This window comes from Mesorhizobium sp. B2-9-1, assembly GCF_006439455.1.
In the GTDB taxonomy this organism is placed as follows: Bacteria; Pseudomonadota; Alphaproteobacteria; order Rhizobiales; family Rhizobiaceae; genus Mesorhizobium.
In genome coordinates, this window is record NZ_VFTP01000002.1 from 92,046 (window position 1) to 113,594 (window position 21,549).

Annotated in this window: 18 protein-coding genes; 5 read left to right on the plus strand and 13 right to left on the minus strand. The window is 65.3% G+C overall.

The annotated features are described in order from the left end of the window. Nucleotides 1-321: 321 nt before the first annotated feature. The 7 genes from FJW05_RS04670 to FJW05_RS04700 form a co-directional block, all read right to left on the minus strand. A complete protein-coding gene (locus tag FJW05_RS04670) occupies nt 322-1,254 on the minus strand; it encodes an alpha/beta hydrolase (protein ID WP_140628466.1) in 933 nt (310 codons plus the stop codon). A gap of 214 nt (nt 1,255-1,468) precedes the next feature. Next, nucleotides 1,469-2,251 (minus strand): carnitinyl-CoA dehydratase, encoded by a 783-nt coding sequence (locus FJW05_RS04675; RefSeq protein WP_140628469.1) that lies wholly within the window; start codon nt 2,249-2,251, stop codon nt 1,469-1,471. Beyond that, nucleotides 2,244-4,322, minus strand: a complete 2,079-nt coding sequence (locus FJW05_RS04680) for an acetate--CoA ligase family protein (protein WP_140628473.1) — start codon at nt 4,320-4,322, stop codon at nt 2,244-2,246. Before FJW05_RS04680 ends, FJW05_RS04675 begins: the two co-directional genes overlap by 8 nt. A 64-nt stretch (nt 4,323-4,386) precedes the next feature. Next, nucleotides 4,387-5,550, minus strand: coding sequence for an acyl-CoA dehydrogenase (locus FJW05_RS04685; RefSeq protein WP_140628476.1), 1,164 nt, complete (start codon nt 5,548-5,550; stop codon nt 4,387-4,389). Nucleotides 5,551-5,554: 4 nt separating this feature from the next. Next, on the minus strand, nt 5,555-6,676 hold the full coding sequence (locus FJW05_RS04690) for a carnitine 3-dehydrogenase (protein WP_140628479.1): 1,122 nt from the start codon (nt 6,674-6,676) through the stop codon (nt 5,555-5,557). A gap of 5 nt (nt 6,677-6,681) precedes the next feature. After that, the gene (locus FJW05_RS04695) at nt 6,682-7,305 is read right to left on the minus strand and encodes an HD domain-containing protein (RefSeq protein ID WP_140628481.1); all 624 of its coding nucleotides are present in this window, start codon (nt 7,303-7,305) and stop codon (nt 6,682-6,684) included. A 70-nt stretch (nt 7,306-7,375) separates the two neighbouring features. Beyond that, nucleotides 7,376-8,299, minus strand: a complete 924-nt coding sequence (locus tag FJW05_RS04700; RefSeq protein ID WP_140546746.1) for a 3-keto-5-aminohexanoate cleavage protein — start codon at nt 8,297-8,299, stop codon at nt 7,376-7,378. A gap of 131 nt (nt 8,300-8,430) precedes the next feature. Between FJW05_RS04700 and FJW05_RS04705 the strand changes: the two genes are divergently transcribed. Beyond that, on the plus strand, nt 8,431-9,411 hold the full coding sequence (locus FJW05_RS04705; RefSeq protein ID WP_140628484.1) for a GlxA family transcriptional regulator: 981 nt from the start codon (nt 8,431-8,433) through the stop codon (nt 9,409-9,411). Here FJW05_RS04705 and FJW05_RS04710 read toward each other — a convergent pair. The 3 genes from FJW05_RS04710 to xylA form a co-directional block, all read right to left on the minus strand. Further along, nucleotides 9,392-10,153: a TIGR01458 family HAD-type hydrolase gene (locus tag FJW05_RS04710; protein WP_348639802.1), complete on the minus strand. Its 762-nt coding sequence runs from the start codon at nt 10,151-10,153 to the stop codon at nt 9,392-9,394. The genes FJW05_RS04705 and FJW05_RS04710 overlap by 20 nt on opposite strands. Before the next feature lie 60 nt (nt 10,154-10,213). After that, entirely contained in the window at nt 10,214-10,417 is a 204-nt protein-coding gene (locus FJW05_RS04715) for a hypothetical protein (RefSeq protein ID WP_140546749.1), read from the minus strand. A 171-nt stretch (nt 10,418-10,588) separates the two neighbouring features. Continuing rightward, complete coding sequence (xylA, locus tag FJW05_RS04720) at nt 10,589-11,914, minus strand: xylose isomerase (protein WP_140628493.1); 1,326 nt, start codon at nt 11,912-11,914, stop codon at nt 10,589-10,591. A gap of 111 nt (nt 11,915-12,025) precedes the next feature. Here xylA and FJW05_RS04725 point away from each other — a divergent pair, with 111 nt between their 5' ends. After that, nucleotides 12,026-12,388 carry a nuclear transport factor 2 family protein gene (locus FJW05_RS04725; RefSeq protein ID WP_140628501.1) on the plus strand — a complete coding sequence of 121 codons (363 nt, stop codon included), beginning with the start codon at nt 12,026-12,028 and terminating at the stop codon, nt 12,386-12,388. Between the two features lie 197 nt (nt 12,389-12,585). On the opposite strand, the gene xylB is transcribed toward FJW05_RS04725, so the two are convergent. Both xylB and FJW05_RS04735 read right to left on the minus strand, forming a co-directional pair. Further along, nucleotides 12,586-14,040 (minus strand): xylulokinase, encoded by a 1,455-nt coding sequence (xylB, locus tag FJW05_RS04730; protein WP_140628507.1) that lies wholly within the window; start codon nt 14,038-14,040, stop codon nt 12,586-12,588. Between the two features lie 82 nt (nt 14,041-14,122). After that, nucleotides 14,123-15,448, minus strand: a complete 1,326-nt coding sequence (locus FJW05_RS04735; protein ID WP_140628517.1) for a tetratricopeptide repeat protein — start codon at nt 15,446-15,448, stop codon at nt 14,123-14,125. A 323-nt stretch (nt 15,449-15,771) separates the two neighbouring features. On the opposite strand from FJW05_RS04735, the gene FJW05_RS04740 reads away from it, so the two are divergent. Beyond that, entirely contained in the window at nt 15,772-18,462 is a 2,691-nt protein-coding gene (locus FJW05_RS04740) for an autotransporter outer membrane beta-barrel domain-containing protein (RefSeq protein ID WP_246673213.1), read from the plus strand. 216 nt (nt 18,463-18,678) lie between these two features. Here FJW05_RS04740 and FJW05_RS04745 read toward each other — a convergent pair whose 3' ends face one another. Further along, nucleotides 18,679-19,302 (minus strand): LysE family translocator, encoded by a 624-nt coding sequence (locus FJW05_RS04745; RefSeq protein ID WP_140628546.1) that lies wholly within the window; start codon nt 19,300-19,302, stop codon nt 18,679-18,681. 304 nt (nt 19,303-19,606) lie between these two features. Between FJW05_RS04745 and FJW05_RS04750 the strand changes: the two genes are divergently transcribed. After that, complete coding sequence (locus FJW05_RS04750; RefSeq protein WP_246673246.1) at nt 19,607-20,296, plus strand: L,D-transpeptidase; 690 nt, start codon at nt 19,607-19,609, stop codon at nt 20,294-20,296. An 85-nt stretch (nt 20,297-20,381) separates the two neighbouring features. Then, nucleotides 20,382-21,548 (plus strand): diphosphate--fructose-6-phosphate 1-phosphotransferase, encoded by a 1,167-nt coding sequence (locus FJW05_RS04755; RefSeq protein WP_140628570.1) that lies wholly within the window; start codon nt 20,382-20,384, stop codon nt 21,546-21,548. Nucleotide 21,549 lies beyond the last annotated feature (1 nt).

Consider the following 21,549-nt stretch of genomic DNA (forward strand, 5'->3'; position numbering starts at 1 on the left):
GCCAACCAGGGCAAGGCGCGGCGTTGCGGCACGTTCGTCCCCGATCGAATTGTCTGTTTTCCTCCTGGCGACGATACGCCTGCTCCTGTGCAGGGTCAACGGAATCAGCCGAAAGCCCAGCGCGTCGAGCCCTTCCCGAAGGCGGCGATCGCGCTGGGCTTCCGATGTTCCCGGAGACCGCGGAGTCTCTGGGTTTCTGGTCATGGCGGTTTTCCCTTTCCGGGCCGCACCATTGCGGCGCCTGGCCGTCAGTCGCTGGCCGGCGTGGAAAGGTTCATGGGAGGGCAGCGGAGCGGAAAGTGATTCCGGTCGCCAAGGTCGTTACCAGATCCAGTCGCCCCGGCCGAGCGCCGATACCGCCTCGACGATGCGGGTGAAGCTCGTCCGTGCCCGGCCGACCATGTGCCGGGCTCTGAGATAGCCATGCACCAGGCCCGGCTCCTCGAACCAGGCGGCGCGCCCGCCCGCCGCGATGACGCGGTCGCGATAGGCTTCGCCGTCGGACGACAGCGGATCGCACTCGGCGGTGATCAGCACCGTCGGCGGCAAATAGGCGAAATCGGCGTCGGCGAGCGGATAGAGCGTGATGTCGCCGGTCTGGTCGACGCCGCCGGTGCGGATATGCTTGTAGAAGTCGAGGTCGCGCACGGTCAGCATCGGGGCCTCGGCATGGGTGACGTAGGAGCCGCGCGAATGGTCGCCGCCGAGGCCGGGATAGATCAGCATCTGGCCGGCCGGCTTCTTTTCATGGCCGCGCGTGGCATGCGCTATCGCCGCGCAGAGATTGCCACCGGCGCTGTCGCCGCAAAGCACGACAGCGCAGTCATAGGTCCTGGCGGCCCATTCGAACGCGTCCATGGCGTCGTCGAAGGCGGCCGGATGCAGATGCTCCGGCGCCAGCCGATAATCGACCGAGACCACCTCGAAGCCGGTGCGGGCACAAAGCTCGGCGCAGACATCGTCATGGCTCTCCAGCCCGCCCAGAATAAAGCCGCCGCCATGAAGGTAGAGCACCATCGCGGCATTGTTCGGCTCCGCGTTGCGATAGATGCGGATCGGGATGCCGTCGGCGATGCCTGTCGTCAAGGCGGTCACGCCTTGCGGATAGCCGGCAAAGAACTCTCGGCACATCCGGTCGTAGATCGCGCGCTGCTCTTCGATCGTGTAGTCGATCGTGTCCGGCGGATAGTAGGAGTTGGTCTTCTCGATGAAAGCCCAGGTCTCGGCGTCGATGAGTGTTTTGTAGTCGGTCATATCGCATGACCAACTTTAGATGATTGCGCCCGGGCCCCCCTATCTGTCCTGCCGGACATCTCCCCCTCAAGGGAGGAGATTGGCAGTTTCGTCGACGGCACTTCTTTCCCAACGTCGGCGATTGGCGAAAGCGGGCGTGACATCTGATCTCCCCCCTTGAGGGGGAGATGCCCGGCATGGCAGAGGGGGGTGCCTCGCGCCGTCATCTCCGATGCTATCGTCCCTTCCACACCGGCTCGCGCTTCTCCGCGAAGGCCCGGAACCCTTCCATGTTGTCTTCCGACCCATAGAGAATATCGACCGTCGGCAACTGCCTGCGCGTCACCTTGTTCATGGCGTCCTGGAAGGTCAGCGCCTCGGCCACCCGCGCCGTCTCCTTGATCGAAGCGAAGACCAGCGGCGGGCCGCTTGCCAAGAGCCTTGCGATCTCCCAGACGCGCTCCTCGAGCTTGTCCTTGGGCAGCACTTCGTTGACCAGGCCCCAGCGATGCGCCTCGGCGACATCCATCCAGCGGCCGGTGAACAGAAGGTCCATGGCGATATGGTAAGGGATGCGCTTCGGCAGCTTGATCGTCGCTGCGTCGGCCAGCGTGCCGGCGCGAATCTCGGGCAGCGCGAAGGAGGAATGGTCCGAGGCGTAGATGAGGTCGCAGGACAGCGCCAGCTCGAAGCCGCCGCCCACCGCCATGCCGTTGACGCAGGCGATCACCGGCTTGTTGAGGTCGCGCAACTCCTGCAGCCCGGCAAAGCCGCCGACGCCATAGTCGCCGTCGACCGCATCGCCGGCCGCCGCCGCCTTGAGGTCCCATCCGGCGCTGAAGAACTTGTCGCCGGCCGTCTTGACGATGGCGACGCGCAGCTCCGGGTCGTCGCGGAACGCCTTGAAGGTCTCGCCCATCAGCCGCGACGTCTTGAGGTCGATCGCGTTGGCCTTCGGCCGGTCGAGCGTGACCTCGAGGATCGCGCCCTCGCGGCGGGTGGTGATGATTTCAGCCATTCTTCTTTTCTCCAAGCACCAGCAAGGCATCCGCGATCCAGGCGCCCTTGCCTTTGGCGCAGACAATCAGCGGGTTGATGTCGAGTTCCTCGATCTCGCCCTCGTTCTTCTGCACGAAGTCGGCAATGCCGGCGATGGCGTCGATGGCGGCGTCGACGTCGGCCCTGGGCCGGCCGCGATAGCCTTCGAGGAGAGGATAGAGCTTGAGCCCACGCAATGCCGCCTCGATGTCGTCGCGCGTCGCCGGCAGCATCAGGGTCACGCTGTCGCGCAGAAGCTCGACCAGCACGCCGCCGGTGCCGAGCGTCATCACCACGCCGAACATCGGGTCGCGGGTGAAGCCGACGATCAACTCGGCGACGCCGTCCCGCACCATGCGCTCGGCATAGAGCCCAGTGCCGAGCGGCAAAAGGTCATGCGCGGCGGCGCTGACGGATTCGGCGTCCTTGAGGTTGAGCCGCACCGCGCCGACTTCCGATTTGTGCGTGACGCCAAGCGCCTTCAGCGCCACCGGGAAACCCAGCGTCATCGACGAAATCACCGCCTCGACCGCATTGGAGGCGCGCTCGCCCTTCGGCACCGGCAGGCCGGCGTTGATCAGCCTTTCCTTGGCCTCGGCCTCGTCCGGCGTCACGCGCTTGGCTTCGGAAGCCCCCGCCGCGGTGGTGTCGACCGGCTGCGCCTGCGGCTCGCGCCAGGCCCAGCCGATGAAGGCGGCGGCTTGGGCGGCGTCCATGGCTTCCGGGATGCCGAACAACGGCACCATGCCGCGCGCCATCAGGCCGGCGGTGTATTCCTCCGGCAGGTTTTCCGGCAGCGAGGAGACGATCGCCCCTTGCGCCTCGTTGGTCTTCAATGCCGCCTCGAAGGCGCGCAGCGTCGCCCACCAGTCGACGTCGGAACAGCGGTCCGGGCGCGGGAAGTCGAGCACCAGCATGTTGAGATCGAAGCCGCCCGACACCATGGCGGTGAAAGTGGCCGTCATCGCCGGCTCGTTGTTCCAGATGAAGGTGTGGTAATCGAGCGGATTGGCGACCGCGACCAGCGGTCCGAGCGTCGATTTGACATGCGCGCGGTGCTCGGCCGTCAGTGCCGGGAAATGCACCCAGCGCCCTTCGGCGCTGTCGGCCATCACCGAAGCCTCGCCGCCCGAGCAGCTCATCGACGAGAGCCTGTAGCCGGGCAACGGACCAGTGATGTGCAACAGCTTCAGCGCCTCGATGAAGGCGGGAATCGAATCGACGCGCGCTATGCCGAGACGCTTCAGGAAGGCGCCGGAGGCGGCGTCCGAGCCGGCCAGCGAGGCGGTATGCGACACCGTCGCCTGCCGCGCCTGCTCCGAGCGGCCGACCTTCATGGCGATGATCGGCTTCTTCAATTCGCGCGCCCGCGCCGCCAGCCTTTCGAAGCCGGCGACCGAGTCGAAGGCCTCGATATGCAGGCCGAGCGAGGTGACGCGCTCGTCCTCGATCAGGCCCAACGCCATTTCCGAAAGGCCTGTCTGCGCCTGGTTGCCGGCCGTCATCAGGAAGGCGATCGGCAGACCGCGCTTCTGCATCGTCATGTTGATGGCGATGTTGGACGACTGGGTGATGATGGCGACGCCCTTGCCGCCCTCGGCCAGCCTGATCCCGCCGTGCTGGTCGGGCCAAAGCAGCGCGCCGTCGGCATAGTTGATCAGGCCGTAGCAGTTCGGCCCGATGATCGGCATCTGGCCCGCGGCGGCAACGAGCTCCGCCTGCAGCCGCTCGCCGTCCTCGTCATAGGCCTCGGTCTCGAGGAATCCGGCGGCAAAGCAGACGGCGCCGCCGGCGCCGCGCTCGGCCAGCGCCTTGATCACCTCGATGGTGAGATGCCGGTTGACGCCGACAAAGGCGGCGTCCGGCGCTCCGGGCAGCTCGGCGACGGAGCGGTAGGCCTTGCGTCCGGCGACCTCGTCCTTGGTTGGATGCACCGGCCAGATCTCGCCGGCAAAGCCCATCTTGATCGACTGCGCCACGACGGCGGCGGCCTGCGCCCCGCCGAACACGGCGATTGATTTCGGGCGCAGGAGACGTTCGAGTTTATGCATGGCCATCTTTTCGTTTGAGCGCGATCTTGTCCAAGGCCGGTCCCCGGTTTGGGGTAATCATGCTCTAAGCTCCGAACGGACGCAGCAGCGCCCGCGAAATAATATGTCGCTGAATCTCCGACGTGCCTTCCCAGATGCGCTCGACGCGCGCGTCGCGCCAGATGCGCTCCAGCGGCAGGTCGTCCATCAGACCCATGCCGCCATGGATCTGGATGGCCTCGTCGGCGACAAAGGCCAGCATCTCCGTGGCCTTCAGCTTGGCCATCGCCATATCCTGGTCGGTGACGGTGCCCTGATCGTACTTCCAGCCGGCTTCGAAGACCATCAGGTCCGCCGCCTTCAATTCCGTCGCCATGTCGGCGAGCTTGAACGAAACGCCCTGGAACTTGCCGATCTGCTGGCCGAACTGCTGGCGCTGCGCGGCATATTCGATGGCGTGCGAGAGCGCGCGTTCGGCGCGGCCGAGGCAGGTGGCGCCAACCTGGAGACGCGTCGCGCCGAGCCACGAATTCGCGACGTCGAAGCCCTTGTGCACTTCGCCGAGCACCTGGGACGCCGGCAGCCGGCAGTCGTCGAATTCCAGGATCGAATTGGTGTAGCCGCGATGCGAGACGTTGCGGTAGCCGTCGCGCACCGAAAAACCCTTGGTGCCCTTGTCGACGAAGAAGGCGGTGATCTTCTTGCGCTTGCCGCGCGGCGAATCCTCTTCGCCCGAGGCCATGAAACAGATCGCGAAATCGGCGATGTCGGCATGCGAGATAAAATGCTTGGTGCCGTTGAGCACCCAGTCCGAGCCGTCCTGCACGGCGGTCGCCTTCATGCCGCGCAGGTCGGAGCCGGCGCCGGGTTCCGTCATCGCCAGGCAGTCCGACTTCTCGCCGCGAATGCAGGGAAAGAGGTATTTCTCGCGCTGCTCCGGCGTGCCGGCGAGCAGGATGTTGGACGGACGCGCCACGCAGGTCCAGTGCAGCGCGTAATTGGCGCGGCCAAGCTCCTTCTCGTAGAGCAGCCAGCTTACCGTATCGAGGCCAGCGCCACCGACATCGGCCGGCATGTTGGCGGCATAAAGCCCGGCCCCGATCGCCTTCGCCTTCAATTCGTCGATCAGCTCGCGGCGCAGCACGCCGGTGCGCTCCACCTCGCGCTCATGCGGATAAAGCTCGTTCTCGACGAAGGCACGCGTCGTCTCGACGATAAGCTTCTGTTCTTCCGAAAGACCGAAATGCATTGCCTCAGCCCTTCTTCTTGCTCTTCTTCGCCTTGTCGGCCTTGGCGGACTTCTCAGCCTTTGCCGGCTTGGCTGCCTTCTTCGCCGGTTTGGCCTTTGCGGGAGCCTTGATAGAGGTCTCCTTCGCCGCCAGCTTGGCGAGCTGCCTGGTATAGTCCTTGTGCAGCGCGCCGGCGCCCCAGCCCTTGCCGTTGTTCTGCCTCGACAGCGCTTCCATGATCGCGACCAGATTGTCGTCGCGGATGCGCTCCAACTCGCGGATCGACAGGCCGTGCGCCTGCTCGTCCGACTGCGTGGCGATCAGGTCGACGAGCTCGTCGTTGAACTCGGGCACGTCCATCAGCTTGGTCCACGGCCATTTCAGGCAAGGTCCGAACTGCGCCATGAAGTGGCGCATGCCGGCCTCGCCGCCGGCGACGCGATAAACCTGGAACATGCCCATCTGCGCCCAGCGCAGGCCGAAGGAATAGCGCATGATGTCGTCGAGTTCCTCGACGGTGCAGATGCCGTCCTTGACCAGCCACAGCGCCTCGCGCCAGGCGGCCTCGAGCAGGCGGTCGCCGACAAAGGCCTCGATCTCCTTGCGCACCACCACCGGCTTCATGCCGATCGAGGCGTAGAGCTCCTTGGCCACCTCGATCGCCTCCGGGAAAGTCTGCTCGCCGCCGACGATCTCGACCAGCGGCAGCAGATAGACCGGGTTGAACGGATGGCCGACCACCAGCCGCTCCGGGTGCTTCCTCATCGCCACCTGCATGTCGGTCGGCTTGATGCCGGAGGTCGACGAGCCGACAATGGCGTTGGCCGGCGCGTGCGCGTCGATCTCGGCCAGCACCTTGTGCTTGAGGTCGAGCCGCTCCGGCACGCTTTCCTGGATGAAGTCGGCGTCGGCAACCGCCTCGGCGATGGTCTTGGCGAAGGTGAGCTTGCCTTCCTTGGGCAGGCCGGCGGGCAGCATCTGCTTGTAGGCCCGCCTCGCGCCCTTCATCACCTCGCCCACCTTGCGCGAGGCTTCCGGATCCGGATCGAAGATCGACACGTCGATGCCGTTCAAGAGCAGCCGCGCCACCCAGCCGGCGCCGATGACACCGCCGCCGATGGCGGCCGCCTTGTTGATGATGCTCATGCTTGTCAGGCTCCGGTTCTCGTCTTGGCTGTTTCGGGGTCGGTGAGGGCCACACGGTCGCCGGTGCGGATCACCGCCGGATCGTAGGCCTTGCGGGCGAACACTTCGAGCACGAAGGGCCGGAAGAACTCGACCGGCAGCGTCTCGTAGTCGGGATCGAAGCTCGACTGGTCCCATCGCTCGCAGAACTGGTCGCAGTCGTCGAAATAGAGGTGGCCGGCAAAGCGGTCGCGGGCATGCCGGTTGCCGCCCAGATGATGCGCGTAATAGAGGCGCTGGAAGTCGCCGTGCTTTTCCACCACCCAGGTGCATTGCTCGCGCACGAATGGTTTCAGGATCGCAGCCGCATATTCATCGTGGTTGTAGGGCGCGTAGATGTCGCCGATGTCGTGCAGCAGCGCGCAGGCGATCCAGTCGGTGTCGGCGCCGTCGCGCCAGGCGCGCGTCGCCGCCTGCAGCGAATGGCCGAGTCGGGTGATCTTGTAGCCCGACAGACCCTCGTCGAGCTGCACGAGCGCGTCGAGCAGCCGGTCGCCGGTCTTGGCGGCATAGTCGATCTCATGGGCGGTCAGGAATTCGTAGTCTTCCTTGTCGCCGTCCTTCATCGCGCTGAATTTGACGGTAGCCATGGTGCGCTCCCGAAGTCTTGTTTGAGCATGATCTGGTCCGAAAACCGGTTCCCACTTTTCGGGATCATGCTTATGCCGCGGCTGCGATCGGCGCCCGCTTGGTCAGGTTGAGCTTCTTGCGCACTTCCTCGGGTCCAAGTACACGCGCGCCGAGATTGGTGACGATGCTGGCCGCGCGTTCGACCAGCTGCGCGTTTGTCGCCAGCACACCTTTGTCGAGCCACAGATTGTCTTCCAGGCCGACGCGGACATTGCCGCCGGCTAGCACGGCCGCCGCCGCATAGGCCATCTGGTTGCGGCCGATCGAGAAGGCCGACCAGTTCCAGGTCGAGGGCACGTTGTTGACCATCGCCATGAAGGTGTTGAGGTCGTCCGGCGCGCCCCACGGCACGCCCATGCAGAGCTGCACCAGCGCGTCCGGGTTGAGCACATTCTCCTCGACCAGCTGTTTGGCGAACCACAGATGTCCAGTGTCGAAGGCCTCGATCTCAGGCTTGACGCCCAGCGCCGTCATCATGCCGCCCATGGCGCGCAGCATGCCGGGCGTGTTGGTCATCACATAGTCGGCCTCGGCGAAGTTCATCGTGCCGCAGTCCAGTGTGCAGATCTCCGGCAGGCACTGGCGCACATGTTCCATGCGGTTGGTGGCGCCGCCCATGTCGGTGCCCTTCTCGTTGAGCGGCAACGGCGCTTCCGGCGAGCCAAACACCATGTCGCCGCCCATGCCGGCGGTGAGGTTCAGCACCACGTCGACGTTCGCCTCGCGGATGCGCTCGGTCACCTCGCGGTAGAGATGCACGTCGCGCCTCGGCTTGCCGGTCTCGGGGTCGCGCACATGGCAATGGACGATCGCGGCACCCGCCTTGGCGGCGTCGATCGCCGAATCGGCGATCTGCTTGGGCGAGCGCGGCACATGCGGGCTGCGGTCCTGCGTGCCGCCGGAGCCGGTCACGGCACAGGTAATGAAGACCTCGCGGTTCATCGCAAGCGGCATTTTGATCCTCCCAGATTCGATCGGCCATGCATGCCATCCAGAAGCGGGAGCCGATAGCGGCACGGCATGCACGGCAATTCACCAAGAATGCCCTACTTGTCGGAAACTGTTTTGCGTTTTACGAAGGTCTCATGATCAAAAGCGAAAAGCCGACCATCTTTAGGTCCGAGCGCGGGACGCTCAAGGTTACGCTCCTGGTGTTCTCGGGGTCGTCGATCATGTGCGTGGCCTCGGCAGTCGATCCTTTGCGCGCCGCAAACCGCATCTCAGGCGAGATGCTGTTCGATTTCAAGCTGGTCTCGGTCACCGGCGAGGCGCCGGTCACGACATGCGGCCTTCCCGTGGCTGTCAGCGGCCGCTTCGACGCGGGCGAGGCCACCGACATGCTGGTCGTCGTCGCCGGCTTCGGCACGCAGAACTACGCCACCTCGGCATTGCTCGCGGGCTTGCGCAGGGCAGCGCGCGCTGCCCGCGCCTGTGGCGGCGTCGAGGCGGGCACCTGGCTGGTGGCGCGCGCCGGCCTGCTCGAGGGGCGCAGCGCCACCACGCATTGGGAGGACATGGAGGATTTCTCCGCCGCATTCCCGGGCGTCGATGTGCGGCCGGACCGTTACGTCATCGACGGGCCGGTCTTCACCTCCGGCGGCGCCTCGCCGACCTTCGACCTGATGCTACATCTGGTCCGCACGAGGCTCGGCATGGCCGCTGCGCTCGATGTGGCGAGCGTCTTCATCTATGACCAGGCGCGCGCCGCGACCGACGCGCAGCCGCTGGTCTCGCTCGGCCGGCTCGACGGCTACGATCCGCGGCTTGCCCAGGCGATCCGGTTGATGGAAGCGCATGTCGACCAGCCGCTCACCATCGACGCCGTGGCCAGACGCGCCGGCGTCACGGCACGGACGCTGGAAAGCATTTTTCGCAAGTCGATCGGCGAGACGCCCGGCGCCTATTATCTGAGGCTGCGCCTCAGCGCCGCTCGCCGTCTCGTCGTCGACACGCGCATCGCCATGGCGGACATTGCCGGGCGTACGGGCTTTTCATCCGCCGCGGCATTTTCCAGGGCATTTTCAAGGGCTTTCGGCGAGGCGCCGGTCAGGCTTCGGCGCGGTTGAGAATCCAGTCTGTCGCGGCGGCGAGGTCGTCGACCAACGCCGTCGGAGCCGGATCGTACCGCGTTTCCTCGTTGGGTCGGTACTTGCCGGTTCGCACGAGCAGCGCCGCGCCGAGCCCGGCACGCAGCGCGCCGGCGACATCGCTCTCCGCGTCGTCGCCGACCATGACCGCATCGGCCGCAGCGCAGTTCAAATCGGCGAGCGCCGAAAGGAAGAAGTCCGCCGACGGCTTGCCGAGCACGACGGGGCTTCGGCCGCTGGCGAATTCGAGGGCCGCAACGAAGGCGCCGGCGTCGAGGCTGAGCTGGCCGTCGGCATCCTTGAAGGTGCGGTTGGTGGCCAAAGCCACAAAATCGGCGCCGGCGATCAGCTCGCGGAAAGCCCGGTTGAGGCTGGCGTGGTCGAAGGACTCCCCGGCATCGCCGACGACGACCGCCTTGCTGCTTCCTCCCTCCAGGCCCGAAAACTCTGCTTCGAGATCGGGATGGACGAGCAGATGCGGCTCGCGGCCATGCCTGCGCAACCATTCGATCGCAGCGCGCGCCGGCGTCAGCAATTCTTCATCCGCAACTTCGATGCCCATCGCGGCAAGTTGCGCGACAATCTTGCTGCGCGGCGAGCGCGTCGTGTTGCTGACAAAGCGGAGCGGCAGCCCGGCCTTGCGCAAACGCTCGACCGCGGTCACGGCACCTGCGATCGGGGTATCGCCATCGTAGACGACACCCACAAGATCAAGCAGCACCGCGCGTATCATCGGTGCAGGATGGAGAAGCCACCTCTTTTCGTCAAATCACGGGAATTGTCAGGCGGCGTCGCGGCCGTCGCCGACGATGCGCGTGCGCATGCTCTTGGCCAGCGCCGTTTCCAACCGCGCGGCGACCGCGCGGTCCCATTCATTTGTCTTGCGGCCGCCGTCTTTCGAATGCGGCAACGCCATCAGCCGGTCGATGATCGATCCGGCTTCGCCGGACGAAAGCAGGGCGTCGATCTCGCGTTCATGCTGCATATCGGTTCGCCTCCTTCTTCTTCACCCGCCACAGGAGCCACGTTTATACGAGTTCCGTGACGGCTGTTTGAAGGCAAGAGCGGGGCGATTAAGGGGCGGCTCGGGGCAAAACCTTGTCGTGAAGTTCTGCCCCGCGCGAACGCTATACGGTCGGGCATTCCGCCTGAGCGATCAGACGTAGCGGTTGACGATGTTCTCCAGCAGCTCCTGCCGGCCGGAGCGCGGCTGCGGCTCGATCTTCTCCTTCACGACGCGCTCGGCGATCTCCTCCAGCGTGCGCTCGCCCGAAAGCATTGCCTTGCCTTCGGCGGTGTTCCAGCCGGCATAGCGCTCGGCGAGTGGGCCGGACAGCGCCTTGTCCTCGATCATCTTGGCCGCCGCCTTGAGGCCGCGTGCGCAGGCATCCATGCCGCCGATATGGCCGATCAGGAGGTCGTCCGGGTCGAGCGACTGGCGCCTGAGCTTGGCGTCGAAATTTGTGCCGCCGGTCTTGAAGCCGCCGCCCTGCAGGACCTGGTAATAGGCCAGCGCCATTTCCGGCACGTTGTTGGGGAACTGGTCAGTGTCCCAGCCCGACTGGTAGTCGTTGCGGTTCATGTCGATCGAACCGAAGACTCCAAGCGCGTTCGCCAAAGCCAGCTCATGCTCGAAGGAATGGCCGGCCAGGATCGCGTGGCCCTGCTCGATGTTGAGCTTTACCTCCTTCTCCAGCCCGAAGCGCTTGAGGAAGCCGTAGACGGTGGCGACGTCGTAGTCGTACTGGTGCTTGGTCGGCTCCTGCGGCTTCGGCTCGATCAGGATCGTGCCCGTGAAACCTATCTTGTGCTTGTAGTCGACGACGAGGTTGAGGAAGCGGCCGGCCTGTTCCTGCTCGCGGGCAAGGTCGGTGTTGAGCAGCGTCTCATAGCCCTCGCGTCCGCCCCACAGCACATAGTTCTCGCCCTTGAGCTTCTTGGTGACGTCGATGCAGCTCTTCACCGTCGCCGCCGCATAGGCGAACACATCCGGATCGGGATTGGTGGCTGCGCCCGACATGAACCGGCGGTGCGAGAAAAGGTTCGCCGTGCCCCAGAGGAGCTTGACGCCGGTCTCTTCCATCTTGGTTGCGAAATAGTCGGCGATCTCGTCGAGGCGCGCGGCGCTCTCCGAAAAATCCTTGCCTTCCGGGCGCACGTCTGCGTCGTGGAAGCAGAAATAGGGCGCGCCGAGCAACGAGAACATCTCGAAGGCGACGTCGGCCTTGAGCTTGGCCAGTTCCATCGTGTCGACGCCGCCCGGCTTGGCAAACCAGGGCCGGTCGAAGGTCTGGCCGCCGAACGGGTCGCCGCCCGGCCATGCGAAGGAATGCCAGTAGGCGACGGCGAAGCGCAGATGGTCTTCCAGCCGCTTGCCGGCCACCACCTCATCGGGGTTGTAGTAGCGATAGGCCAGCGGATTGGTCGAATCCGGCCCTTCATATTTGATTGTCTTGATGTCGCCGAAAAATCCGCTGCTCATGGTTTCCTTCCTCTCCGAGATGGTTTCCCGATTACCTCAGGCGTAATTGGTTTCACTCTTTTGCCGGGCGAAAAGCGTCATGTCGAAACGATCCAACGAAGGACCATGACAATGACCGACCTCAACACGATCGCCCGCAACTACATCGCCGCCTGGAACGAGATCGATGCGCAGCGCCGCAAGGCGCTGCTCGAAGCGGCCTTCACCAAGGATGTCAGCTATCGCGACCCGGTCATGCAGGGCGACGGCCATGCAGGCGTCGCGGCACTGATCGACGGCGTCCAGCAGCGTTTCGCCGGCTTCCGATTCTCGCTGAAGGGGCAGCCGGACGGTTTCGCGGACAAGATCCGCTTCTCGTGGAACCTGGGACCCGAAGGCACGGAGTCCGTCATCGAAGGCACCGACATCGGCGTTATCGAGAACGGCCGCCTGAAGAGCGTCACCGGGTTTTTGGACAAGGTGCCGGCGCAGTGAGGATAACCGGGTAAGAGTGGCGCGAGGCACCCCCCTCTGGCCTGCCGGCCATCTCCCCCTCTGAGGGGGAGATTGGCAGCTTCGAGGCCTCGCCTCTCCTTGCAACGCCGGCGATTGGCGAAAGCCGGCGTGACATCCAATCTCCCTCCTTGAGGGGGAGATGCCCGGCAGGGCAGAGAGGGGGGCCTCGCGCCTGCTCACGCGGTTACCGCTCTAATCGCCGGATAAAGTGCACGATACCTCTGATAAGCAGCGGCATAAGCACCACCAAGCCCGACGTCCGGCTCGATCGTCGCATCCGTCGCCGGCGCGGTGCAGACGCCAAGCGGATCGGCGCCGGTCGCGGCGATCAATCCCAACCGCGCCGCGCCGAAGGCGGCGCCGAAATCGCCGTCGGCCGGGATGTCGACCGGAACCTGCAGCGCGGTGGCGATCGCCTTCAGCCAATAGCGCGAGCGCGAGCCGCCGCCGATCGCGGTCACCCGGCTCAGTGTCGTTCCGGCCGTCTTCAGCGCCTCGAGACTGTCGCGGAAGGCGAAGGCGACGCCCTCAAGCACCGCCTGCGTCAGCACGGCCCGGCTCGATTGATGCGCCAGCCCGGTGAAGGAGCCGCGGATGGCGGAATCATTGTGCGGCGTCCGCTCGCCCGAGAGATAGGGCAGGAAAGAGACGCCCGTCGGCGCCTTCAGCATATCGCCGAGTTCATGCGTCAGGTCGCCGGCGCTCTTTCCGGTGATCTCCGACAGCCAGTTGAGCGAATCGGTGGCCGACAGGATCACGCCCATCTGGTGCCAGGTGTCGGGCAGCGCATGGCAGAACGTGTGCACCGCGCTTTCCGGATTGGGCAGATAGGAAGCGTTCGCCGCAAACAGCACGCCCGACGTGCCGAGCGACACGAAGGCGTGGCCGGCGCCGACCGTGCCCATGCCGCAGGCCGAGGCCGCGTTGTCGCCAGCGCCGCCGGCGATCGGGATGCCTGTCGCGACACCCCATTTGGAAGCGAGCTCGCCCCGCAAGGCGCCGGCCTTGGCCGTGCCTTCGACCAGCGAGGGCATGTGCTTTTCGTCGAGCGATGTCGCCGCCAGCAGTTCGGGCGCCCAGCGGCGCTTGCCGACATCGAGCCACGAGGTGCCGGCCGAATCCGACATTTCGGAGATGTGCTCGCCGGTCAGCCAGAGCCGCAGGTAATCCTTGGGCAGCAGCACCTTGGCCACCTTGGCAAAGATTGCCGGCTCGTTGTTCCTCACCCAGGCAAGCTTCGGCGCGGTGAAGCCCGGGAAGACGATGTTGCCGGTGAGCTTGCGGAAGCGCGGATCGGCGTCGAGCGCGGCCGCCTCGACATGGCTGCGCGTGTCGTTCCACAGGATGCAGGGGCGCAGCACCTTGTCCGAGGCGTCGAGAAGCGTGGCGCCGTGCATCTGGCCGGAAAGGCCGATGCCCTTGACCGCGGCCAGCTCCTTCGGATGGGAAGCCTTGAGTTCGGCAATCGCCGTCTCGCAGGCCTCGATCCAATGCGCCGGATCCTGCTCCGACCAGCCGGGATGCGGCCGCGAGACGTCGAGCGAGCCATGGCCGGAGCCGATGACCTTCTGGCCGTCGTCGATCAGCAGCGCCTTGACGCCCGAAGTGCCCAGGTCGAGGCCGAGATACATGATTTCCTCCCATTGCCGTTAATTTTTTCGGATCTCGAAAAAATCTGGCTTGGCCAGTTTTTAGGACAAGATCCGCTCCGGGTCAATTCTCTGACAAATCGGCGGCGCGACGCGAGAACAGCGCCGACAGCGGGCTGTCGGGCCGGGCGAGCTGCCGTTCGGCCGTCAGCGCCCGCGCGAGCGCCGTATCGCCGGCGCGCAGAGCGGCCTCGATCAGCGTCAGGTCGATCACATCGCGCTGCGCATGGCTGCCGCCGAAACGATGCGCGATCGAGCGGATCGGCCGGATCAGGCGCGCGGCCTCGTCATATTTGCCTTCGCCGAAGGCCTTGATCGCAAGCGTCAGCGGATGGCCGACATCGCGCGTGAAGGCGGCGTTGTCATCCTCGCCGCGCATCGCCTCGCGTTGCGCGTCGAGCAGCGTCTTGGCCGGCGCCTCCAGGCCTGCGCCGACAAAGGCCATCATCGCATGCGCATCGTTGAAGGCATAATTGCCGGCGGCGGCTTTTGGCATCCAGTTGCCGGCAAGCGTCGCCCAGCGGTCGCCGATATCGACGCCGCCCAGAGTGAGGCGCCACAGGATCGCCGAGGCATCGACCATATTGAGCGCCAATGTCGAGCGGTCGCCAAAGATCGGCCCGTCATAGAGCTTGAGCACCTCGTCGGTTTCGCCGAGATCGTAATGGAACAGCGCTAGGTGCCACCAATTGTGGATCTGGAGAAAACTCTCCCTGGTCCATGCATCTGGATTGGCGCGCATCCAGGCGATGCCGTCTCGTTGCCGGCTTTGCATTTCCATGACATGCGCGACCGCATGCTGCGCCCAGCCGTCGCGCGGCTCGATCTCCACAGCCTGCCGGCCGAAGGATTCGGCACGGCCATAGTCGCCCATCTCCTCCAGCCCGAAGGCTTGTATGCCGAGAATGGCGTGGTAGCCCGGCATGCCTTTTTGCCACGCCGGCAGCGCCCGGCCGATGCGGTCGCGCAGCATGCGCGCATTGCCGGTGAAGAAATCGATCTGATGCCCGACCTGCAGCGCCAGCGCATCGTGCGGAGTGTCGATCGCGATGTCTTCGAGGATGCGTGCGGCTTCATGCCAGCGGCCATCGGCGAGATGCCCAAGCGCCGCGACATGCGCCGCTTCGCGCGCGGTGGCGGCAAGGGGCAACGCCGCCTGATGGCTGGATCTAGCGACGGCCATCGCATCTCGCTCGGTGGCGAGGCCGAACAGATAGCCCTTGAACACATGCGCCATGACGAAGGCCGGATCATCGGCAATGGCGCGGTCGATGGAACCGACCGGGTCGCCGATGAAGCATTGCAATTCATGCACGGCGCGGGCGTAGGACGAAAACCCGGTTTCGGTCACGCCTGAGTAAGTCAGGCCGAATGCGTCCTTCAGCGCCATTGGATGCCCTTCGACGATCGTGAATTTGCGGTTCGGAGCGCGATCCTAAAGCATCGGCGCGGAGCCTGCCAACGACCGGCTGGGTCAATCAATACTCAGGTCTATCTGCCTGAGATTGCAGTTCATCAACCATGGGAAGCAGAATAAGCTTTGAAAAGCGAGACGAATTATGGCCTTATTGCGGCAGGGGCGGGGCGGCTTAAATCGCGATTTGCGAGGACGCGATGCGGCGCTTTGGAATTTCTCCCCCGAGACTGTTCTCGGAAGGTGAGATTATATCAGCAAATGCTGATCAAAAGATGAGAGGCCTCGATCATCCTTGGATGCTTGGCCTTCTAGCGTCGACAGCACTTACATTGCTGCCAGGCTCCCAGGCTTTTGCCGCATGCGTGCTGAGCCCGCCCGCCGGCAATACTGCCTATGTCTGCGACAGCGGCGATTCCGGCGGCAGCCTCACCGACACCAGCGGCGACAACGCGCTGACCTTCCCTTCCGGCGGCACCGGCCAGATCAGCGGCAATGTCATTTTCGGTGCCGGAACGGACCGCATCAACATGCAGTCCGGCACCATCACCGGCACGGTCGACCAGGGCGACGGCACCGATTTCTTCACCATTGGCGCCGGCACCGTCACCGGCAATGTCCAGCAAGGTGCGGGCATTGACGATTTCAACATGAGCGGCGGTCAGATCGGCTCGCTCAACCAGGGCGATGGGCTCGACACCTTTACCATGAGCGGCGGCCGCATCGTCGATTTCTTCGACGATGGCGACCGCGCCGTGATGACCGGCGGCCGCATCGGCCGCGTCAACATGAAGCTCGACAAGAACTACTTCAACATGTCCGGCGGTGTCATCGACCGCAACCTCGTCACCGGTTTCGACACCGATACCATCATTCTCTCCGGCGGCACGGTCGGCGGCAACATCAGCGTCAGCGGGGGCGACGACAGTGTCACGATCACCGGCGGCACGGTCGGCGGCGACGTGCTGATGAGCTTCGGCGCCGACAGCTTCGTCTGGGACGGCGGCGGCATCATCTATGGCAATGTCGATCTCGGCGCCGACAATGACACCGCCAAGCTCAGCAACCTCACCAAAGCCAATCTCGGCGGCGCCAAAACGCTCAACGGCGGTCTCGGCACCGACACGCTCACCTTCGACAACGTCAAGCTGGACGGCATCACCAGGGTCCAGAACTGGGAAACCATCAATGCCACCAACGACACGCAATTGACATTGGACGGCAACCTCGTGCTGGGCGACTCGGGCACGGGCACCGGCAAGATCAACGTCGACCTGGCAAGCACGCTCTATGGCGGCGGCTTCAATGCCTCGATCCAGGCCTTCACGTCAGGGCAGTTGGCCGAGGTCTTCAATGCCGGCCGCATCGACCTGACCAACGGCAATACCGGCGCCACCGACCGGCTGACGATCAACGGCAACTATACCGGGCTCGGCGGCCTGCTGTTGATCCAGACCGAACTTGGCGACGATTCCTCCGCCTCCGACCGGCTTGTGCTCTCCGGCGGCACGGCTTCCGGCTCCACCGGGATCGCGGTGGTCAATGTCGGCGGCGCTGGCGCCGAGACCACGGCGGATGGCATCATGGTCGTGCAGGCCGTCAACGGCGCCACGTCGAGCGCCAACGCCTTCGCGCTCGACGCGCCGGTCGCGGCCGGTGCCTTCGAATATTATCTGTTCAAAGGCGGCGTCAGCGCCGGCAGCGCGGAGAACTGGTACCTGCGCTCGGCGCTGATCACGCCGACATCGCCGGCGGCCGCGCCTGGAGCGCTGGACCCGACGGCGCAGCCGGAGCCCGTGGCGCCGGAAACCGAAGCGCCGCCGCCGCCGTCCGAACTGCCACCGGTGCCGGTGCCGACCGATGGCGATGCCAACAATCCGCCGGTCGACCCGACGCCGCCGGTGCAGGCGAGTGATCCTGAGCCCGAGGCGCCGCCGGCTCCGCCCGAGGCACCGCCGGCCGATCCGCCGCCGCCACCGCCCCCGGTGCCGACCGCCGTGCCCGATCTGCCGACGCCGGCGCCCGGCCGGGAAATCCTGCTTTATCGCGTCGAAGTGCCGGTCTATTCGGCCGTGCCGCCTGTCGCGCAGCATCTGACGATGGCGACGCTAGGCACCTTCCACGAACGCCGCGGCGAGCAGAGCCTGTTATCATCCGACACCGATCTGCAGCCGGTCTGGGGCCGGATCTTCGGCCAGGACGCCAAGATGGGTTGGTCGGGAACGGTCTCGCCCTCCTTCGACGGCACTTTGTTCGGGCTTCAAGCCGGGTTCGACCTTATGGGCCGCGAAACCGCCTCAGGGTCGGTCGACCGCGCCGGCCTCTTCCTTGCCTATGGCATCATGAACGGCGACCTGCGCGGCCAGGCCCTGGGCCAGGATGGTCTTGCGGTCGGCAGCCTCGACGTCAGCGGCACCAGCGTCGGCGGCTACTGGACCCGCATCGGCAAATCCGGCTGGTACCTGGACGGCGTGCTGATGGCGACCTTCTTCGGCGGCTCGGCCTCATCGTCGCGCAACATCGACATCGATGTCGGCGGAACCGGGGTCACCGCTTCGCTCGAAGGCGGCTATCCGGTTGCACTCGGACAAGGCTGGACGCTGGAACCGCAGGCGCAACTGGTCTGGCAGCATTTATCGCTCGACGACACCAGGGACAGGTTCTCCTCGGTATCGTTCGATTCCGACGATGACGTCGCCGGCAGGATCGGATTGAGGCTGCAAGGCGAAACGGTCCTCAGCGGGATGCCGCTGCAGCCCTACCTCAAGGCCAACCTCTGGCACGATTTCGGCGGCACCGACCGTGTCGATTTCGAGGGCACCGACATCTCGACGGAGAGCCGGTCCACCTCGTTCGAGTTCGGCGGCGGCATGGTCGCCAAGGTGACCGACAAGGTCAGCGTCTTCGCCACCGGCGACTACATGACCAATCTCGGCGGCGACAAGCGCCGCGTGCTGGAAGGCAATCTGGGTGTCAGCGTGAAATGGTGAAGGTGTGTCGATATTCAGGTGAGGCCGGCCTGCAAATGGCGGCTTCCTGCGCTTCCGGTGCTCGCGTACTCTAAGTACGCTCAGCTCCGGCCTTCGCCGGCCGAAGCCCTCATAAGAGTTTCCGCTCTGTGAAGGCTACGGCCGGCGTAGGCCGGGTCTCGGAAGCCACCACTTTCGGCTCGGCCTGACCTGAATCTCGACACACCTTAGGGCAGATCAATTCCCCGACCGCATCGCCACCGTGGCGATGCCGGCGCCGACCAGCAACGTGCCGCCGGTGCGGTTGAAGATGCGGATCGCCTTCGGGTTGCGCACGATCGCCCGGGCCCTGGATGCGATCAGCGCGTAGCCGAAGGCGTTGGCGAAGGCCAAGGTCAGGAAGGTCGTCTCGAAGATCAGCATCTGCGTCCAGAAGTCGGCATGCCGGTCGAGGAATTGCGGCAGAAAGGCGACGAAGAAGGTGATGCTCTTCGGGTTCAGCGCCGTCACCAGCCAGGCATGCGCCATCATCCGTGCCGCCGAAACCGCGTCGGTGCGCGGTTCGGCCTTCAGCGCGCCGCCTGCGCGGAACAGTTTTATGCCGAGATAGATGAGATAGCCGGCGCCGATCACCTTGAGCATGGTGAACACCGTCGCCGAAGCCGCGAGCAGCGCGCCGATGCCCAGCATCGACAGCGTCATGGCAGTGAAGTCGCCCAGCGCCACGCCCACCGCCATCGGCAACGCGGTGCGCCAGCCTTGCCCAAGCGCATAGGAGACGACTAGGAGGATCGTCGGGCCAGGAATGATGAGAAGGATGGAAGAGGCGGCGGCGAAGGCAGCCCAGTTTTCGAAGGACATTTCCCTGCTCCTTGAGCGCAAAGAAAAGGATAAATCCTGGGGCCGGCGAGAATGTAAAGGGGCCGTCGGAAAAATCTTCAGCCCCCGGCCGGCGGCTCATCTACCGCCATAACGATCCGTTAGGGTTAAGCTTGGCACGGGCTCTTTCACCCTTTTTCAACGATGAATGGCGAAAATGCCTGCGATCCGGCCGGACCCCCGCCGGCAGCGTAGGGTTTGGTGCATGCGCGAGTTGCCGCAACGTCTGACGCCGCCTTCCAACGGCGCCGCAATCGATACCGAAATTCAGCTTTCCCGCCGCGCCATGCTTTCCGGCGCCGGCGCCATGGCGCTGCTCGGCCTTGCCGGCTGCAGCACCACCGACGCACTCGACCTGCCGCAAATGCAGCTCGACAACACCGTCACCGGTTCCGTGCCGCCGATGCGTCCGGCGATCAGCGTCGACAAGAACATCACCGGCCCGGACGTCATGTATGCCTCGCTCACCGACGGCGGCTTCCAGGTGCCGGAGGTGCCGTGGCAGAAGGTCAAGCCGCAGTTCCGCCGCCAGATCGTCGTCGACAAGACCGGCGAGGCGCCCGGCACCATCGTCGTCCACTTGCAGGAGCGCATGCTCTATCTCGTCCAGCCGGGCGGCGACGCCATCCGCTACGGCGTCGGCATCGGCAAGGACGGCTTCCGCTGGTCGGGCCGCGCCAACATCCAGTACGGCCGCGAATGGCCGGTGTGGACGCCGCCGCCGGAAATGATCCAGCGCAAGCCCGAACTGGTGAAATGGCAGGGCGGCCAGCCCGGCGGCCTCACCAATCCGCTCGGCGCCCGGGCGCTCTACATCTACCAGAACGGCAAGGACACCGGCTACCGTATCCACGGCTCGCCCGAATGGTGGAGCATCGGCCAGGCCATGTCGTCGGGCTGCGTGCGCCTGATCAACCAGGACATCATCGACCTCTACAGCCGCGTTTCCAAGAAGAACCCGGTCGTCGTCGTCTGATCGCTCCGCCGGCCCACTCTTCCGTTGCGCGATGCCGCAAGACAGGCGAAGGTGCCGTGAAAACCTTCGCCTCGGGAGAAAAAGCATGGCCGGAACCTTCGTCATAGCGCAGGGCGGCGGCCCGACCGCCGTCATCAACCAGACGGTCGTCGGCGCCACGCTGGAAATCCGCAAGCGTCATCCTGGCGCCAAGGTGCTGGGCTCGCTCCATGGCGTGCGCGGCATCCGCGACGGCAACTATGTCGATCTCTCCGCCATCCCCGAAGACCGGCTGTGGCTGATCGCCGGCACGCCGAGCGCCGCCCTCGGCTCGACCCGCGACAAGCCGGACGCTGCCTATTGCGAGGTCATCCTCAACGGTTTGAAAAAGGCCGGCGCCGACGCCTTCATCTATATCGGCGGCAACGACACGTCGGGCACGCAGCAGATCCTGACCGATGCCGCCGGCGGCTCGATCGCCTTCGTGCATGCGCCCAAGACCATCGACAATGACCTCGAGGAGAACGACCACACGCCGGGCTTCATCTCGGCGGCCGAATTCGTCGCCGGCGCCTTCCTCTCCGTCGACCTCGATTTCCGCGCGCTGCCCGGCATCTATGTCGGCATCGTCATGGGCCGTCACGCCGGCTTCCTCACCGCCGCCGCGGCCGCCTGGCAGCTCGATCCCGACAGCGGCCCGCATCTGGTTTATGTGCCGGAGCGCGCCTTCTCGGCGAAGCGCTTCATCGATGACGTACGCGAGAAGCTGGACCGCCACAAGCGCTGCATCGTCGCCGTCTCGGAGGGCGTCAGCACCGCCGACGGCAAGGCGCTGGTCGAAAGCCTGGTGCCGCCGGACAAGCTCGAGCGCGACCAGCATGGCAACGTCAAACTGTCGGGCAGCGACCTGCCGGCGGCGCTCGAACGGGCCCTGGCCGAAGGCCTGCCGGGCAAGCGCGCGCGGGTCGACGCGCTGGGCTATATGCCGCGCGGTTATGTCGGCGCCATCAGCGCTGTCGATGCCAAGGAAGCCTTCGATGCCGGCGCCTTCGCGGTTGCCGTTGCCGGCGAAGGCGGCGGCTCGGTCGCGATCCAGTATGATGGCTCGAAGACAGTGCTGAAGAAGGTGCCGCTGAAGGCGGTGGCCGGCAAGACGCGTCACATGCCCGACGATTTCATGCAGCCGGACGCCAACCAGCTGTCGGAAGCCGGCATGGCCTATCTGAAGCGGCTGGTGCCGGAAAAATACAAGGTCGGCAAGCCCTTCGTCTGAT

Bases quoted from the DNA above. Each gene is read 5' to 3' on its own strand.
- FJW05_RS04715 (WP_140546749.1), bottom strand. From the start codon at position 10,417: ATGCAGCATGAACGCGAGATCGACGCCCTGCTTTCGTCCGGCGAAGCC.
- FJW05_RS04695 (WP_140628481.1), bottom strand. From the start codon at position 7,305: ATGGCTACCGTCAAATTCAGCGCGATGAAGGACGGCGACAAGGAAGAC.
- FJW05_RS04750 (WP_246673246.1), top strand. From the start codon at position 19,607: ATGCTTTCCGGCGCCGGCGCCATGGCGCTGCTCGGCCTTGCCGGCTGC.
- FJW05_RS04745 (WP_140628546.1), bottom strand. From the start codon at position 19,302: ATGTCCTTCGAAAACTGGGCTGCCTTCGCCGCCGCCTCTTCCATCCTT.
- xylA (WP_140628493.1), bottom strand. From the start codon at position 11,914: ATGAGCAGCGGATTTTTCGGCGACATCAAGACAATCAAATATGAAGGG.
- FJW05_RS04755 (WP_140628570.1), top strand. From the start codon at position 20,382: ATGGCCGGAACCTTCGTCATAGCGCAGGGCGGCGGCCCGACCGCCGTC.
- FJW05_RS04735 (WP_140628517.1), bottom strand. From the start codon at position 15,448: ATGGCGCTGAAGGACGCATTCGGCCTGACTTACTCAGGCGTGACCGAA.
- FJW05_RS04680 (WP_140628473.1), bottom strand. From the start codon at position 4,322: ATGCATAAACTCGAACGTCTCCTGCGCCCGAAATCAATCGCCGTGTTC.
- FJW05_RS04685 (WP_140628476.1), bottom strand. From the start codon at position 5,550: ATGCATTTCGGTCTTTCGGAAGAACAGAAGCTTATCGTCGAGACGACG.
- FJW05_RS04670 (WP_140628466.1), bottom strand. From the start codon at position 1,254: ATGACCGACTACAAAACACTCATCGACGCCGAGACCTGGGCTTTCATC.
- FJW05_RS04690 (WP_140628479.1), bottom strand. From the start codon at position 6,676: ATGAGCATCATCAACAAGGCGGCCGCCATCGGCGGCGGTGTCATCGGC.
- xylB (WP_140628507.1), bottom strand. From the start codon at position 14,040: ATGTATCTCGGCCTCGACCTGGGCACTTCGGGCGTCAAGGCGCTGCTG.
- FJW05_RS04740 (WP_246673213.1), top strand. From the start codon at position 15,772: ATGCTTGGCCTTCTAGCGTCGACAGCACTTACATTGCTGCCAGGCTCC.
- FJW05_RS04725 (WP_140628501.1), top strand. From the start codon at position 12,026: ATGACCGACCTCAACACGATCGCCCGCAACTACATCGCCGCCTGGAAC.
- FJW05_RS04700 (WP_140546746.1), bottom strand. From the start codon at position 8,299: ATGCCGCTTGCGATGAACCGCGAGGTCTTCATTACCTGTGCCGTGACC.
- FJW05_RS04705 (WP_140628484.1), top strand. From the start codon at position 8,431: ATGATCAAAAGCGAAAAGCCGACCATCTTTAGGTCCGAGCGCGGGACG.
- FJW05_RS04675 (WP_140628469.1), bottom strand. From the start codon at position 2,251: ATGGCTGAAATCATCACCACCCGCCGCGAGGGCGCGATCCTCGAGGTC.